The following is a 13,642-nucleotide window of genomic DNA, read 5'->3' on the forward strand; positions in this document are numbered from 1 at the left end:
CCCGCCCGTGCCGCATTCCGCCCGGCGGGGCCGTCCCGGACGCACCCCGACACGTCCGGGACGGCCGAATGGGTCGCGGGGCCGCTCCGGGGTCCCCGCCACCGGCCCCGGCAGCCGCCGTCCGGCCGGTCGGCGTGATCCCCTCGGGAGTCAGTGCCTCGCGCCTCGACCGGTACGGATCGGGGCCCGCCCGCATCCGCCGGACGGGGGACGCCGGAAGAGACGCGACGGGCCCGGAGGACCGAGGGGTCCGCGACGGGCCCCGTACCGCCGGCACGCCGGCCCGGCGGTGCGGGGCCGGCCCGAGCGGTACGGAGACCGATGCGACCAGAAGGACCTGCGATGCGCCTCACCCGGCCAGCGGTTTCCGCCTCCGCCGACCACCGGCGGTCGGAGCGGTCCCACGGGGGCGCGCAGCCGCCCGCCCGCCCCGCGGAGGGGACCCCGGCCGGTGGGTCCGCGCGGGAGCCGTACACCGCCGCGGCCCACGCGCACGGCGCCCCGGCCGGCGGCGACCCGGCGGGGGGCCGGCACGACCGGGCGCACGACGGGCCCCGGCAGGAGCCCGGCTCGGACGGCACGCGCGGGGACCGCGACGGCCGTGACCCGGGCCGCCCGGCCGGCGCGGCCCCGCCCCCTCCCGAGCCACCCGCCGCCGAGGCCGTCCGGGCTGTCGGTGCTGTCGAGTCCGTCGACTCCGTCGACGCGGACGTGGCCGGCGCCGTCCTGCGGACCGCCCGTACGGTGCTCCGGGAGCACCTCGCCGAGGCCGCCGCCATCGACGCAGTCTTCGCCCGGGACGTGGCCCGGCGGGTCGCGGACTTCACCCTCGGCGGCGGGAAACGCGCCCGGCCCCGCTTCCTCTGGTGGGCGATGCGGGCCTGCGGCGGCGGCGCGGACACGGTGGACGCGGCGCTGCGCCTCGGCGTCGCCCTCGAACTCATCCAGACCTGCGCGCTGGTCCACGACGACGTGATGGACGGCTCCGCGCTCCGCCGGGGCCGGCCCGCCGTCCACGTGGAACTGGCAGGGCTGACCGGCGGACCGCCGGACACCGCGTTCGGCACCTCGGCGGCCGTCCTCGTCGGCGACCTCGCCCTCGCCTGGGCGGACGACACCGTCGCCGCCGTCACCATGGACCCCGCCACCCGGAGCCGGGTCCTGGCGATCTGGCGGGCGATGCGCACCGAGATGGTGGCCGGCCAGTACCTCGACCTGCACGGGCAGGCCGCCGCGACCCGTACCGCCGCACACGCACTGCGGACCGCCTGGCTCAAGAGCGCCCTCTACTCCGTGGAGCGCCCCCTCGCCCTCGGCGCCGCGCTGGCGGGCGCCGACGACCGTACGACCGACGCCCTGCGCGCCGCGGGCCGCAGCGCGGGAACCGCCTTCCAGCTCCGCGACGACCTGCTCGGCGCGTTCGGCGACCCGGCCGTCACCGGGAAGCCCTCCGGCGGCGACCTCCGCGACGGCAAGCCCACCTACCTGGTGGCCGTGGCCCGGGAACGCGCCGAGGCGGCGGGCGACACCGCGACGCTCGCGGTCCTGGACGCGGGCGTGGGCGACCCCGGCCTCACCGACGAGGGGCTCGCCCGGGTACGGGAGGCACTCACCCTCAGCGGGGCGCGCGCCGCCGTCGAACACCGGGTCGACCGGCTCGCCGCCGAGGCCCAGGCCCGCCTCGACCTCGCCGGACTCGCCCCGGCGGGCGCCCGGCAGCTGCGCCTGCTGCTGCGGGAGACCGCGGGCGGGCGCACCTCGCCGCCCCCGGCGTCCGCATCCGAACACCCGCCCGGCACCGCCCCCGAAGGAGACACCACCCGATGAGGACCGTCCCCGGGCGCACCGACCACGTCGTGGTGATCGGCGCCGGCCTCGCCGGCCTGTCCGCCACGCTCCACCTGCTCGGCGCGGGCCGGCGGGTCACCGTCGTCGAACGCGACCCCACCCCGGGCGGACGCGCCGGACTGCTGGAGCGCGGCGGCTACCGCATCGACACCGGCCCCACCGTGCTGACCATGCCCGACCTCGTCGAAGAGGCCTTCGCCGCCGTCGGGCACCGGCTCGCCGACCGGCTCGACCTGATCCCGCTCCACCCCGCCTACCGCGCCTGGTTCGCCGACGGCTCCACCCTCGACGTGCACACCGAACCGGCGGCGATGGAAGCGGCCGTGGAGGAGTTCGCGGGCGGCCACGAGGCGCTCGGCTACCGCAGGCTGCGGCAGTGGCTGGAACGTCTCTACGCCGTCCAGATGCGCCGCTTCATCGACGCCAACTTCGACTCGCCGCTCCAGCTCCTCCACCCCGACCTGGCCCGGCTCGCCGCGCTCGGCGGCTTCGGCCGGCTCGACGCCCGGATCGGCCGCTACCTGAGCGACGAACGGCTGCGCCGCGTCTTCTCCTTCCAGGCCCTGTACGCCGGGGTTCCCCCGGCCCGGGCACTCGCCGCGTACGCCGTCATCGCCTACATGGACACGGTCGCCGGGGTGTACTTCCCGCGCGGCGGGATGCACGCCCTGCCCCGGGCGCTCGCCGACTCGGCCGCCGAGGCCGGTGCCGCGTTCCGCTACGGCGAGTCCGTCAGCCGGCTGGAGCGCTCCGGGGACCGGGTCACCGCCGTCGTCACCGACAAGGGCCGCATCCCCTGCGACGCGGTCGTCCTGACGCCGGACCTGCCCGTCAGCTACCGGCTGCTCGGCCGCACCCCCCGCCGCCCGGGCGGTATCCGGCACTCGCCGTCCGCCGTCGTCCTGCACGCCGGAACCGACCGCACCTGGCCCGGACTCGCCCACCACACCCTCTCGTTCGGCCGGGCCTGGAAGGGCACCTTCCACGAACTCACCCGCACCGGCTCGCTGATGTCCGACCCCTCGCTGCTCATCACCCGTCCCACCGCCGGAGATCCGGCGCTCGCCCCGCCCGGCAAGCACCTCCACTACGTGCTCGCCCCCTGCCCCAACACCGACATCGGCCCCTCCGCCCGCACCTGGGACGAGCTCGCCCCCCGCTACCGGGACCGCCTGCTCACCGAACTCGAACGCCGGGGGCTCGCCGGACTCGGCGCCGCCATCGAGGAGGAGTGCCTGGTCACCCCGGTCGACTGGACCGCCCAGGGGCACGCCGCCGGCACCCCCTTCTCGGCCGCCCACACCTTCCCGCAGACCGGCCCGTTCCGCCCCCGCAACCTCGTGCGGGGCACCGTGAACGCCGTCCTCGCCGGCTGCGGCACCACCCCCGGCGTCGGCGTGCCGACCGTGATCGTCTCGGGAAAGCTCGCCGCCGCCCGGATCACCGGTGCGCCGCGCCCCCGGCCGGCCACCGCGACCACCCCGCGCCCCGTACCGAAAGGCACCTGGGTATGACCGCCCGTGAACTCGACGCGGCCGCCATCCACGACCCCGCCCTGCGCGCCGCGTACGCCACCTGCCGCAGGCTCAACGCACGCCACGGCAGGACGTACTTCCTCGCCACCCGGCTGCTCCCCGCCGACCGCCGCCCCGCCGTGCACGCCCTCTACGGCTTCGCCCGCCGGGCCGACGACATCGTGGACGACCTGGCCGCCGACGCCGGCCCCGGGGACCGCGCTCGGGCGCTGCTCGCCTTCGAACAGCGGCTCGCCGAGGGCCTCACGCACGGCACCGCCGACGAACCGGTGATCCGGGCGCTGGTCCACACCGCGTCCGTGTACGGCATCGAACACCGCCACTTCACCGACTTCATGGCCTCCATGCGCAGCGACCTCACGGTGACCGGGTACGCCTCCTGGGAGGAACTCGGCGGCTACACCCACGGATCGGCCGCCGTGATCGGCCTCCAGATGCTGCCCGTCCTCGGCACGGTCGCCCCCCGCGAGGAGGCCGCCCCGTACGCCGCCGGCCTGGGCGTCGCCTTCCAGCTGACCAACTTCCTCCGGGACGTCGGCGAGGACCTCGACCGGGGCCGCGTCTACCTCCCGGCCGACCTGCTCGCCGCGCACGGGGTGGACCGCGAACTCCTGCTGCACAGCCGGGCGACCGGCCTCCGCGACCCGCGCATCACCTCCGCGCTGCGGGCCGCCGCCGCGCACAACCGGGAGATCTACCGGCGGGCACTGCCCGGCATCGCCCTGCTCGCCCCCGAGTCACGCCCCTGCATCCGCACCGCGTCCGTGCTGTACGGAGGCATCCTCGACGCCATCGAGGCGGACGGCTACGCCGTGCTCCACCGGCGCGCGGTCGTCTCCCGCGCCCGCCGCGCCACCGTCGCCCTGGACGGCCTGGTACGCGCCCTCGCCGCCCGCCCGGCACCCCGCCCCACCGGCGCACCCCGGCCGACCTCCCGGCGCCGCTCCCTCCCGGCCGAGGACGCTCCACCGGCGGGGCAGCCGCACCGCACCCGGTCCGCCGCCGAGACCGCACACGAGGACGTGGCATGACGCCCCCCGGAACCGGCCGGCCCGCCCGCCGCGGACGTATCCCGCTGCGGCTGCGCCGCGACCCCGTGCCGTGGGAGCGCCAGCGCCCCACCTGGCGCGACGCCCGTCCCGCCCTCATCGCGAGCGCCCTCCAGCACGCGCTGAGCCGCCCCTCCGGCAACTGGTACGTCATCGGCGCCTCCCGCCGCATCACCCCCGGCCGTTCCTTCGGCCGCACCGTCCAGGGCACCGAGGTCGTCGCCTGGCGCGACGCCTCCGGCCGCCTGCGCGCAGGACCCGGCGCCTGCCCGCACCTGGGCGCACCACTGAAGGACAGCCCCGTCCGCTGCGGCACCCTCGTCTGCCACTGGCACGGACTCGCCCTGAACGGCGAGCCGTTCGCCGGCTGGGAGCCGTACCCGGCCTTCGACGACGGAGTCCTCGCCTGGGTGCGGCTGGACGCGGCGGGCGGCGAGACGCCGCTGGACCGGCCCGTCCTCCCCGAACGGCCGGTCCCCGCGACGGCGGTCGACGCGGTGTACGAGGGCTTCGGCACCTGCGAACCCGAGGACGTCGTCGCCAACCGCCTCGACCCCTGGCACGGCGCCTGGTTCCACCCGTACTCCTTCGTGGACCTGACCGTGCTCGACGTCCCCGGCGGCGACGCAGGGGACGGCCGGGACGGGTTCGCGGTCGACGTCTCCTTCAAGGTGGCGGGCCGCGTCGTGGTGCCCGTACGCGCCGTGTTCACGGCACCCGAACCCCGTACCGTCGTCATGCACATCACCGAGGGCGAGGGCCGGGGCTCCGTGGTCGAGAGCCACGCCACCCCGCTCGGCACCGGCCCCGACGGGCGGCCGCGCACCGCCGTGGTCGAGGCGGTCGTCGCCGCCTCCGACCGGCGCGGCTTCGCGCTCGCCCGCGCGGCGGCCCCGCTGCTGCGCCCGCTGATGAGGGCCTCCGCCGGGCGGCTCTGGCGCGACGACCTGGCCTACGCCGAACGCCGCTGGGAGCTGCGCGGACGCGGGCGGTTCCCGGGCTGAGCGGGCCCCGGACCGGGCGGGGGGCTCAGACCACCCGCCGCATCCAGCCGTGCTTGTCCTCGGCGCGACCGTACTGGATGTCCAGGACATGGTCGCGCAGCGCCATGGTGTGCTTGCCGGGAGTGCCGTCCCCGACGGTGAACTCGTAACCCTCGCCCTTGAATCCGACCATCGGCGTGATCACCGCGGCCGTGCCGGCCGCGAACACCTCGGTGATGCTTCCGTCCGCGGCCCCCGACCGCAGTTCGCCCAGGCTGATCGACCGCTCCTCGGGGGTCAGCCCGAAGTCCGCGGCCAGGCTCAGGACGGTGTCCCGGGTGACACCCTCCAGGATGGTGCCGAGAGCAGGGGTGACGAGCCGGCCGTCCGCGGTGATCAGGCACACGTTCATGGTGCCGGACTCCTCCAGATTGTCCTCACCCGCGCTGTCCAGGTACATCACCTGGTCGCAGCCGTGCTGCTGCGCCTCGATCTGCGCGGCCAGGCTCGCGGCGTAGTTGCCGCCGCACTTGGCCGTTCCGGTACCGCCCTTGGCCGCACGGGTGTACTCGCTGCTGATCCACAGCGTGACGCCGGTGACGCCCGAAGGGAAGAAGGGGCCGGCGGGGCTGGCGATGACCGCGTAGGTCACCTGGGCGGCGGGCCGCACGCCCAGGAACGCCTCCGAGGCGAACATGAACGGCCGGAGATAGAGGCTCTCGTCAACGGTGGGCGTAGGGACCCAGGCCTCGTCCGCGCGCACCAACTCCGCGACGCTGGTGAGGAAGTCCTCCTCGGGCAGCTGAGGCAGCGCCAGCCGCGCGGCGGAGCGGGCGAAGCGCCGCGCGTTGGCGTCCGGGCGGAACAGCCAGACGCTGCCGTCGGCGTGGCGATAGGCCTTCAGGCCTTCGAAGATCTCCTGCGCGTAGTGCAGAACCGCCGTGCTGGGATGCATCGAGAACGGCTCCAGCGGGCCGATCCTGTGATCGTGCCAACCACCCGCCGGCGTCCACTTCGCCGTGGCCATGTGGTCGGTGAACCAACGGCCGAATCCCGGATCGGCGAGGATGGTCCCGCGCTCGGCCACAGGGGTGGGATTCGTCGTCCGGGAAAGGGGAAAGTCGGTAGTCATTGCCGAATCCTAACGACAAAGTGGCGTGTCCCCAGGGGGAGATGACGGGGCGTTCAGGGAGGCGACGCACGAATCCCGCGATCCGAGACGCCTCGTCACGGAAACGATGCGGAAGGCCCGCTGTCCGCGTGTCCGCAGGTCCGCGGTTGGACGGCGACGGCAGCCGCGGCTATGCCGTTCCCAGCCGGGCGAGTTGCCGCAGCGCCACCGACCGTCCGGCGCGCGGCACCGTCCACAGGGTCTGGCCCCGCACCCCCCAGTCGGCCAACAGGGCGTTCGCGGCCATGAATCCGCTGGTGGCGGCCCGTTCCATCAGGGCGACCGGCAGTTCGGTACGGACCAGGTCGCCGGCGACCACCACCGCCGGGTCGGGGGTGCGTACGGAGGGGCGGTCGCGGTAGCCGCCCACCGGGAAGTGCGGGCAGTCCGCCCGCCATTCGTGGCGGGAGTCCACCACCCGGACCCCCGAGGTCTCCGGGTAGATCCGGTGCAACTGGCGTACCACCTCGGCCTGTACGGCCTCCCGGTCCGCGTCCGGCGCCACCGCGTACGCGTGCAGCTCCACCACCGAGCCGCCGGTCCGGCGGGACCAGCGCAGGGCCTCGCCCTCCCAGCGCTCCAGGACGCTCACGTTGTCCAGCGGGCCGTACCCGCTGGTGCCGAGGAAGCCCGGGCGGTCCGCCGCCACGGGCCGCTCCAGCCAGAGCCGCGACACCAGGAACGGCGGGGCGGTACGCAGCCTCGCCAGCCTGCCGCGCCACCGGCTGTCGCCGAGCCCGGGTGAGGTCGCCACCAGCCGCCGCAGCCCGCCGGAGTCGAGCGCCAGCACCACCGCGTCCCGGTGGGCCGTACGGCCGTCCGCCGTGACGTCGAGCCCGCCGTCGGCGGCGGGGACCACGCTCTCCACGGCGGACCCGGTCCGCACCCGGACCCCGTGCTTCTCCAGGTACCCCTGGAGCGGGTCCCAGAGCGCCTGCGGGAACGGTTCCGCCGGTACGTCGAAGAGCAGCCCCTCGCTGGAGCCGAGGAAGTAGATGTGGAACATCAGCACGAGTTCGGCGGCGGAGAGGTCGCCCGGATCGGCGAAGAAGCTCCGGGAGAACACCTCGAAGGCCAGATGGTGCGCGGCCTCGGGGAAGCGGACCCGGGCCAGGAAGTCGCGGGCGCTGACCGCGTCGAGCCGCTCGTACACCTGCGGTACGCGCACGTCGAGCAGCGGCAGCGCGGCGCGCGGGTTCATCCGCAGCAGGTCGCGCGCCCCGAAGGAGGGGCTGAGGGCGACGAACCCCATCGCGCTGAGCGGCGGGGTGCGCGGTACCCGCGCGAAGCTGTCGTACATCCCGCCGCTGTGCCGCAGCGGATAGTCCGGCACGGCGGTGAGCGACTCCAGCCCGGGATCGACCCGGCGGAGCAACCCGCGCAGGTTGTAGTACTGGCGGAAGAAGGCGTGGAAGCCCCGGCTCATGGTGACCGAGGAGCCGTCCGCCAGTTCGGTGGACCACCCGGCGAGCCGCCCGCCGAGCGTCGCCTCCCGTTCGTGGAGCGTGACCCGCGCGCCGCGCTCGGCCAGCAGGGTGGCCGCCGCGAGACCGGCGATGCCGCCGCCGACCACCGCCACCGACGGGGCCCCGCCGTCGAACCGCGCCCGGCCCTCCGGGGCCCGGAGCACCTCGGCCCGCCGGTCACGGCCGTGCCGCCGGGGGTCCGGTGCACGGTGCGCGTCCGGCACCTTGGCTCCCGGCCGCCTCACGCGGCGTCCTGGGACCGGCGCGGCGCCCGGGCGACGAAGGTGTGGGTGATGCCGGTCTGCCAGCCGGGCAGCGGCAGCACCCGCACCTCCTCGAAACCGGCGCGGCCGATCCGCTCGGCGAATTCCGGCGCCGTGTCGAAGGCGAGCACACTGCGCCACAGATGGCGGTAGAGCTCCCCGTCCCCGGCGGCCCGGCCCAGCGGCATCACCACCGAGCGGCAGACCGCGTTCCACAGCGTCCGGTGCGCCCGGCCCTGGGACAGGGCGTACTCGTGCACCGCCAACCGCCCGCCCGGGGCGAGGAGTTCACGGGTCGAGAGGAGCGTGGCGTCCGGATCGGTGACGTTGCGGAAGAGATAGGCGGCGAACACCGCGTCGAAACGGCCGCCGACCGCGCCGCCGTGCAGGCCCGCCCCCGCGCCGTCCGCCAGTGCCTCCACCGGGGAGTGCACGAACCTGACATGGGCGGGCCACTCCTTCGCGGCTGCCTGCGCGAGCATGCCCGCCGACGCGTCGACGGCCACGATCTCCGCGTACGGGGCGGCCGCCAGCAGGGCCGCGGTGGAGGCGCCCGTGCCGCACCCCAGGTCGAGCACCCGGAGCCCCGCCCCGCCGTGCGGCAGCCCGAGCCGGCGGGCCGAGCGGCGCAGATGGGCGTGGTAGCCGGGGTTGGCCGCCACCAGGCGGTCGTAGGCGAGGGAGGCGTGGTCGAACGCGGAGGACAACTCGGCGTCGTGCAGCAGGGTCATGGCGTGGTCATTCCTCATCGGGCAGGTGGGGGAGGGAGGAGGCGGGGGCAGGTTGCGCGGGGTAGAACCGGCGTGCGCGGAACGGGAGTTCGGCGACGGTACGGAGCATCGGGGCGACGGGGGTGCGGAGACCGACGAGCAACTCCTCGCGCAGCGGGGCCGATCCGTCCAGGAAGCGGAGCAGCCGCGCGGGCGGAACCGAGCGGAAGAGGCCGGTGAAGAAGGCGGCGCCGTCCACCCGCCCGGTGTCCAGGGCCCGCAGCATGACCGCGTCCATGGCGAGGGACCGGGCGCGGTACGGGGAGGGCGTACGCGGCGGTTCCCCCGCCCGCAGCGCCGCCGCCAGCGACCGGGTCTGGCGCTGCACGGCGCTGAAGGTGTAGCCGGTGGAGGGCCGGGTGGCGCCGCCCGCCGTACCGACGCGGAACACCGAACGTCCCGCGCGCGGCCGGAAGCGCCCGTCCGTCATGGGGATGACGCCGTGCTCGGTGGCGGACACCCGGTACGGCGACGCGCCGAGCACCTCGCGGAGATGGTGCTCCAACGCCTCTGTGTACGCGGCCGGTTCGAGCGGGGTGCGGGAGAACTCCGTGTACTCCACCAGGGCGGAGCGCGCGTCCAGCGGGAGCACGTAGGCGAAGGAGAGACCGTGGCGCGGCTGCGGGGTCCGGAAGTCCATGAGATCGGCGGTGTCCGGCTCGAACACCGGTCGCCGGGTGTGCACGAACCAGCCGGTGAAGTGCTGGAGGAGCGTGGTCCGGGCGGCCGGCAGACGGCCGGGCGGTCGCGAGTCGAAGACGTACCGCCCGGTCACGACGGTACGGCGGCCCCGGGCGTCCTCGCCGACCACCTCGCCGCCGCCCCCGACCGCGTCGCGCACCGCCCGCACGGTCAGCTCCACGCGCCCGAAGCCCCCGGCCGAGTCCAGCCTCCGGTCCACCAGCCCCGTGAAGGCGTCGGACCGGAGCATCTTGTACCGGAGCGGGGACGCCACCGCCACCGTGGCCGAGCCGTCGGCGGCGCGCACCCGGAGCCGCCGCCACGACGCGGACACCGCCGCGTCGAACTCGCCGCCCGGCGGCTCCCAGAAGCACCAGGTGCGGGGCGGCGGCCGCAGCGGGCCCGGCGGGGCGTCGACCAGGAGGACGGAGAGCTCCACCTCCGCGCCCGGTGCGCACAGACGGTACGCGAGCGACAGACCGGCCGCTCCCGCGCCCACGATGACCACGTCGGCGTACGGCAAGGGAGACGCTCTCCTCCTCCGGCAGGGTGGACGGGCGGGTGTTCTCCGGCCGTACACGGACGGCCGTCCACGGACGGACGGACGGACGGACGCGGTCGGGCGGGGTACGGGTACGCGGCGCGCCGGTCACGGGGGTGCGGGCCGTCGTCCGCGGCCGTGCCGGTGCTGCCGCCGATACTTCCGCAGCCGAAGGCCCCCCGGACGCATCCGACGCGCGGGTGTCGCGCGTCGGGACGCACCCGGGGCCGCGGGACCCCGCCTCTCTCCGGGCCCGCCCGTGGAACGCCACCCCTCCCGGGCCCGTCAGCCGCAGATCTCGGCGGTGATCGCCTCCCACATCCCCTGCGGCGGCGGAAGGGGAAGATCGGCCGCGGTCACCGCGCGGGCGGCGGCCACCACGGCACCGAGCGCCTCGAACTCGGCACGGCACTCCGCGCACCGGCGAAGGTGCTCCACCGCGGGGCCGTCGCGGGCGGACCGGTGGCCGAGAGCCAGCTCCGTCAGGTCGTCCTCGTGGACATGGTGCGCCATGTGCACCTCCCTCGGGACCTGCTTCCCCCCGGGACGGCCCGCCGGACGCACCCGCGGCCGTTCCGGAACGGCGGACGCGACGCCGTACGGGTGACTGGCCGTCAGTGCATCTCCGGTGCGGCGGCCGTGAGCGACCGGCGCATCCGCACCAGGGCCCGGCGGGCGTGGCTCTTCACGGTCCCCAGCGGCAGGCCGGTCCGTTCGGCGATCTGCACCTGGGTGAGGTCGTCGAAGAAGGCCATGCAGAGGATGTGCCGCTGCACCGCGGGGAGTTTGCAGAGCTCCTGGACGACCAGCACCCGGTCGAGCACCGCGGTCTCCGGCCCCGCGCCCTCGGTGCCGCGCACCTGCTCCCGCGCGGCGGACGCGGCGACCAGCTCGCCGCGCCGGGTGCGCGCGGCGAGGGCGTCGGCGACCTTGCGCCGGGTGATGCCGACCAGCCACCCGGGCAGCGGACCGCGCTCGGGGCGGTACCCCGCACGCCCCCGCCACGCCGCCAGGAACACCTGCTGGGTGACGTCCTCGGCCTCGCGGGGATCACCGAGGGAGCGTGCGGCCAGCGTGTGGACCAGGGTGCCCCACCGATGGAAGATCCGGGCGAAGGACTCCGCGTCACCTCTGAGGAGGCCATCCGCCAGTTCTGCTGCGGCGCGGTCCTCGTCCTCGCTACGCTCCTGCGCGGGCGTGCGGACCGGCGCCTGCGGCGCGCGATGCCCCGCCGGTACGTCGACTGCGGTCATCGGTGTCCCTCCTCGTGGGGAAGCCCGGGAGCCCAGGACCGGGGGACCCAGGGCCAGGGAAGTCCCGAGCCCGGGGAAGCCCCGGACCCGGGAAGCCCCGAGCCCGGGCGGCAGAGGGCCCCGAAGGCCGCACCGCCACCCGGTCCGGAACGCCAACGGCCCGCCGGAGCCGCTGTGTTCCGTAGGTCCCAGACAACCCAACTCCCCACCGGCGCGGCAACATGCGTCGTTTCTGCGTCGTATCGTGGGCGCATGGACGCAACGAGTCGTGGGCGTACGGAAACACCGGACCAGGGGAACGCGGACGGGCCGTGGGCCGGGAACCCGGACCTGCCGGCCCCCAGGAGCGGGGACGTACCGGACCCCGGGACGACGGATCCGCCGGGTGCCGGCGCCTCCGGCCCGGCCGGGTACGACGGAGGGCTGACCACCGGAGCCGTCGCACGGCTCCTGGGCGTGGCCCCGACCACCCTCCGCTCCTGGGAGCGCCGGTACGGCATCGGGCCCGCCGAACGCGAAGGGGGCCGGCACCGGCGCTGGACCTCCGGCGACGTCGAACTGCTCATGCGCATGTGCGACTTCACCAACTCCGGGCTTCCGCCGGCCGAGGCCGCCCGCGCCGCGCTCGCCGTCGCGCCCGGCGCCGCGAGTGCGCCCCCGGGAGCCGCCCGGCGGACGCGGCCCGCCCCGTCCCGCCCGTCCACCGCCCCCGGCGCCCTCCCGGTCGGCCGCGGGCGCACCGAAGCCCGGGGACTCGCGCGGGCGGCCGTCCGCCTGGACGCGCGCGCCGTGGAGGAGCTGCTCGCCCGCGCCCTGGACCGGCACGGGCTCGTGGCCGCCTGGGACGAGGTCATCATGCCGACCCTGAACGCCGTGGGCCGCAGATGGGAGAGTTCCGGCGAGCGGTACGTCGAGGTGGAGCACCTGCTCTCCTGGCACGTCTCCACCGCGCTCCGGCGCGTCGCCGCAGGCCCGCCGGCCGCGCGCGGCACCGCCGTCACCCTGCTCGCCTGCGCGCCGGACGAGAACCACACGCTGCCGCTGGAGGCGCTCACCGCCGGACTGATGCAACGCGGCCTGCCGGTGAGGATGTTCGGGGCGGCCCTGCCGGTCGATGCCCTGGAAGAGGCCGTCCGGCGCACCGGTCCGGCCGGCATCGCCCTCTGGTCGCAAGGCCGTTCGACGGCGAGCCGGCCGCTGGCCCAGCGGATCGCCTCCATCGAATGGGGGGTACGCGGTGCCCGCACCGCCCCGACCGTCCTGCTCGCCGGACCCGGCTGGGCGGGTCACCAGCCGGACGGCGTGCTGCGCCCCACCAGCCTGGCCGAGGCGCTCGCCCTGCTGTCGGCGCTCGCCTCGCGCTGAACGGGCCGCGGCGTGCGGCGCGCCGCGCCGGACACCCACCCCGGTGGGTGGCGCGGGCCCAGGCGCTGCATGATGGACGCGGTCGTGCACGGCGAAGGTTCGGCACGGCCGCACCGAACGACGACGGGACACACCATGCCGCTCAAGGGCGAGTACGAACCCAGCCCCACCCAGTGGGTGCGTGACCAGGTCGAGTTGTACGAGAGCTCCGGCGGGACGCAGGGCACCACGATGCGCGACATGCCGGTCGTGGTGCTCACCACCAAGGGCGCCCGCAGCGGGAAGATCCGCAAGTCCGCGCTGATGCGCGTCGAGCACGACGGCACCTACGCGGTGGTCGCCTCCCTCGGCGGGGCTCCGAAGCACCCGGTCTGGTACCACAACGTCACCGCCGACCCCCGCGTCGAGCTCCAGGACGGACCGGTCCGGCAGGACATGGTCGCCCGTGAGGTGACGGGGGACGAGAAGGCCGTGTGGTGGGAGCGCGCGGTCGAGGCGTTCCCCGACTACGCGGACTACCAGAAGAAGACGGACCGGGTGATCCCCGTCTTCGTCCTGGAGCCCGCGCCGACGCCGCACTGACCCGCTCGGCCGCCTCCCGCGGAAAGCGGCCGCCTCCCGCGCAAGCGGCCGCCTCCCGCGCGAGTGACAGCGCTCTCGCGGGAAGCGGTCGCGCTCTCACGGAAGCGAGCGTCTCTCACGGAAGCGACGGGGCTC

General features: G+C 75.9%; 12 protein-coding genes. 6 read left to right on the plus strand and 6 right to left on the minus strand.

The genetic code is table 11. The features are described 5' to 3' along the window. Positions 1–342: 342 nt before the first annotated feature. From OG599_RS31040 to OG599_RS31055, 4 genes are read left to right on the plus strand one after another with little or no spacing between them, the layout of a single operon-like run. Positions 343–1,827 carry a polyprenyl synthetase family protein gene (locus tag OG599_RS31040; protein WP_327179288.1) on the plus strand — a complete coding sequence of 495 codons (1,485 nt, stop codon included), beginning with the start codon at positions 343–345 and terminating at the stop codon, positions 1,825–1,827. Beyond that, entirely contained in the window at positions 1,824–3,362 is a 1,539-nt protein-coding gene (locus OG599_RS31045; protein WP_327179289.1) for a phytoene desaturase, read from the plus strand. Before OG599_RS31040 ends, OG599_RS31045 begins: the two co-directional genes overlap by 4 nt. Further along, a complete protein-coding gene (locus tag OG599_RS31050) occupies positions 3,359–4,414 on the plus strand; it encodes a phytoene/squalene synthase family protein (protein WP_327179290.1) in 1,056 nt (351 codons plus the stop codon). The genes OG599_RS31045 and OG599_RS31050 overlap by 4 nt, the downstream gene beginning before the upstream one ends. Further along, positions 4,411–5,436 (plus strand): DUF5914 domain-containing protein, encoded by a 1,026-nt coding sequence (locus tag OG599_RS31055; protein ID WP_327179291.1) that lies wholly within the window; start codon positions 4,411–4,413, stop codon positions 5,434–5,436. The genes OG599_RS31050 and OG599_RS31055 overlap by 4 nt, the downstream gene beginning before the upstream one ends. 25 nt (positions 5,437–5,461) lie before the next feature. On the opposite strand, the gene OG599_RS31060 is transcribed toward OG599_RS31055, so the two are convergent. From OG599_RS31060 to OG599_RS31085, 6 genes are all read right to left on the minus strand, one after another. Further along, positions 5,462–6,547: a branched-chain amino acid aminotransferase gene (locus tag OG599_RS31060; RefSeq protein ID WP_327179292.1), complete on the minus strand. Its 1,086-nt coding sequence runs from the start codon at positions 6,545–6,547 to the stop codon at positions 5,462–5,464. A 169-nt stretch (positions 6,548–6,716) separates the two neighbouring features. Further along, positions 6,717–8,297: an NAD(P)/FAD-dependent oxidoreductase gene (locus OG599_RS31065; RefSeq protein ID WP_327179293.1), complete on the minus strand. Its 1,581-nt coding sequence runs from the start codon at positions 8,295–8,297 to the stop codon at positions 6,717–6,719. Next, entirely contained in the window at positions 8,294–9,046 is a 753-nt protein-coding gene (locus OG599_RS31070) for a methyltransferase (RefSeq protein WP_327179294.1), read from the minus strand. Before OG599_RS31070 ends, OG599_RS31065 begins: the two co-directional genes overlap by 4 nt. Before the next feature lie 7 nt (positions 9,047–9,053). Then, the gene (locus OG599_RS31075; RefSeq protein WP_327179295.1) at positions 9,054–10,289 is read right to left on the minus strand and encodes a lycopene cyclase family protein; all 1,236 of its coding nucleotides are present in this window, start codon (positions 10,287–10,289) and stop codon (positions 9,054–9,056) included. A 303-nt stretch (positions 10,290–10,592) separates the two neighbouring features. Further along, positions 10,593–10,820 (minus strand): hypothetical protein, encoded by a 228-nt coding sequence (locus OG599_RS31080; protein WP_327179296.1) that lies wholly within the window; start codon positions 10,818–10,820, stop codon positions 10,593–10,595. 101 nt (positions 10,821–10,921) lie between these two features. Then, entirely contained in the window at positions 10,922–11,560 is a 639-nt protein-coding gene (locus OG599_RS31085) for a sigma-70 family RNA polymerase sigma factor (RefSeq protein WP_327179297.1), read from the minus strand. Between the two features lie 252 nt (positions 11,561–11,812). Between OG599_RS31085 and OG599_RS31090 the strand changes: the two genes are divergently transcribed. Further along, positions 11,813–12,925: a MerR family transcriptional regulator gene (locus OG599_RS31090; protein ID WP_327179298.1), complete on the plus strand. Its 1,113-nt coding sequence runs from the start codon at positions 11,813–11,815 to the stop codon at positions 12,923–12,925. A gap of 135 nt (positions 12,926–13,060) precedes the next feature. Next, positions 13,061–13,507 carry a nitroreductase family deazaflavin-dependent oxidoreductase gene (locus OG599_RS31095; RefSeq protein ID WP_327179299.1) on the plus strand — a complete coding sequence of 149 codons (447 nt, stop codon included), beginning with the start codon at positions 13,061–13,063 and terminating at the stop codon, positions 13,505–13,507. Positions 13,508–13,642: the final 135 nt, after the last annotated feature.

It is taken from the genome of Streptomyces sp. NBC_01335, assembly GCF_035953295.1.
GTDB lineage: Bacteria > Actinomycetota > Actinomycetes > Streptomycetales > Streptomycetaceae > Streptomyces.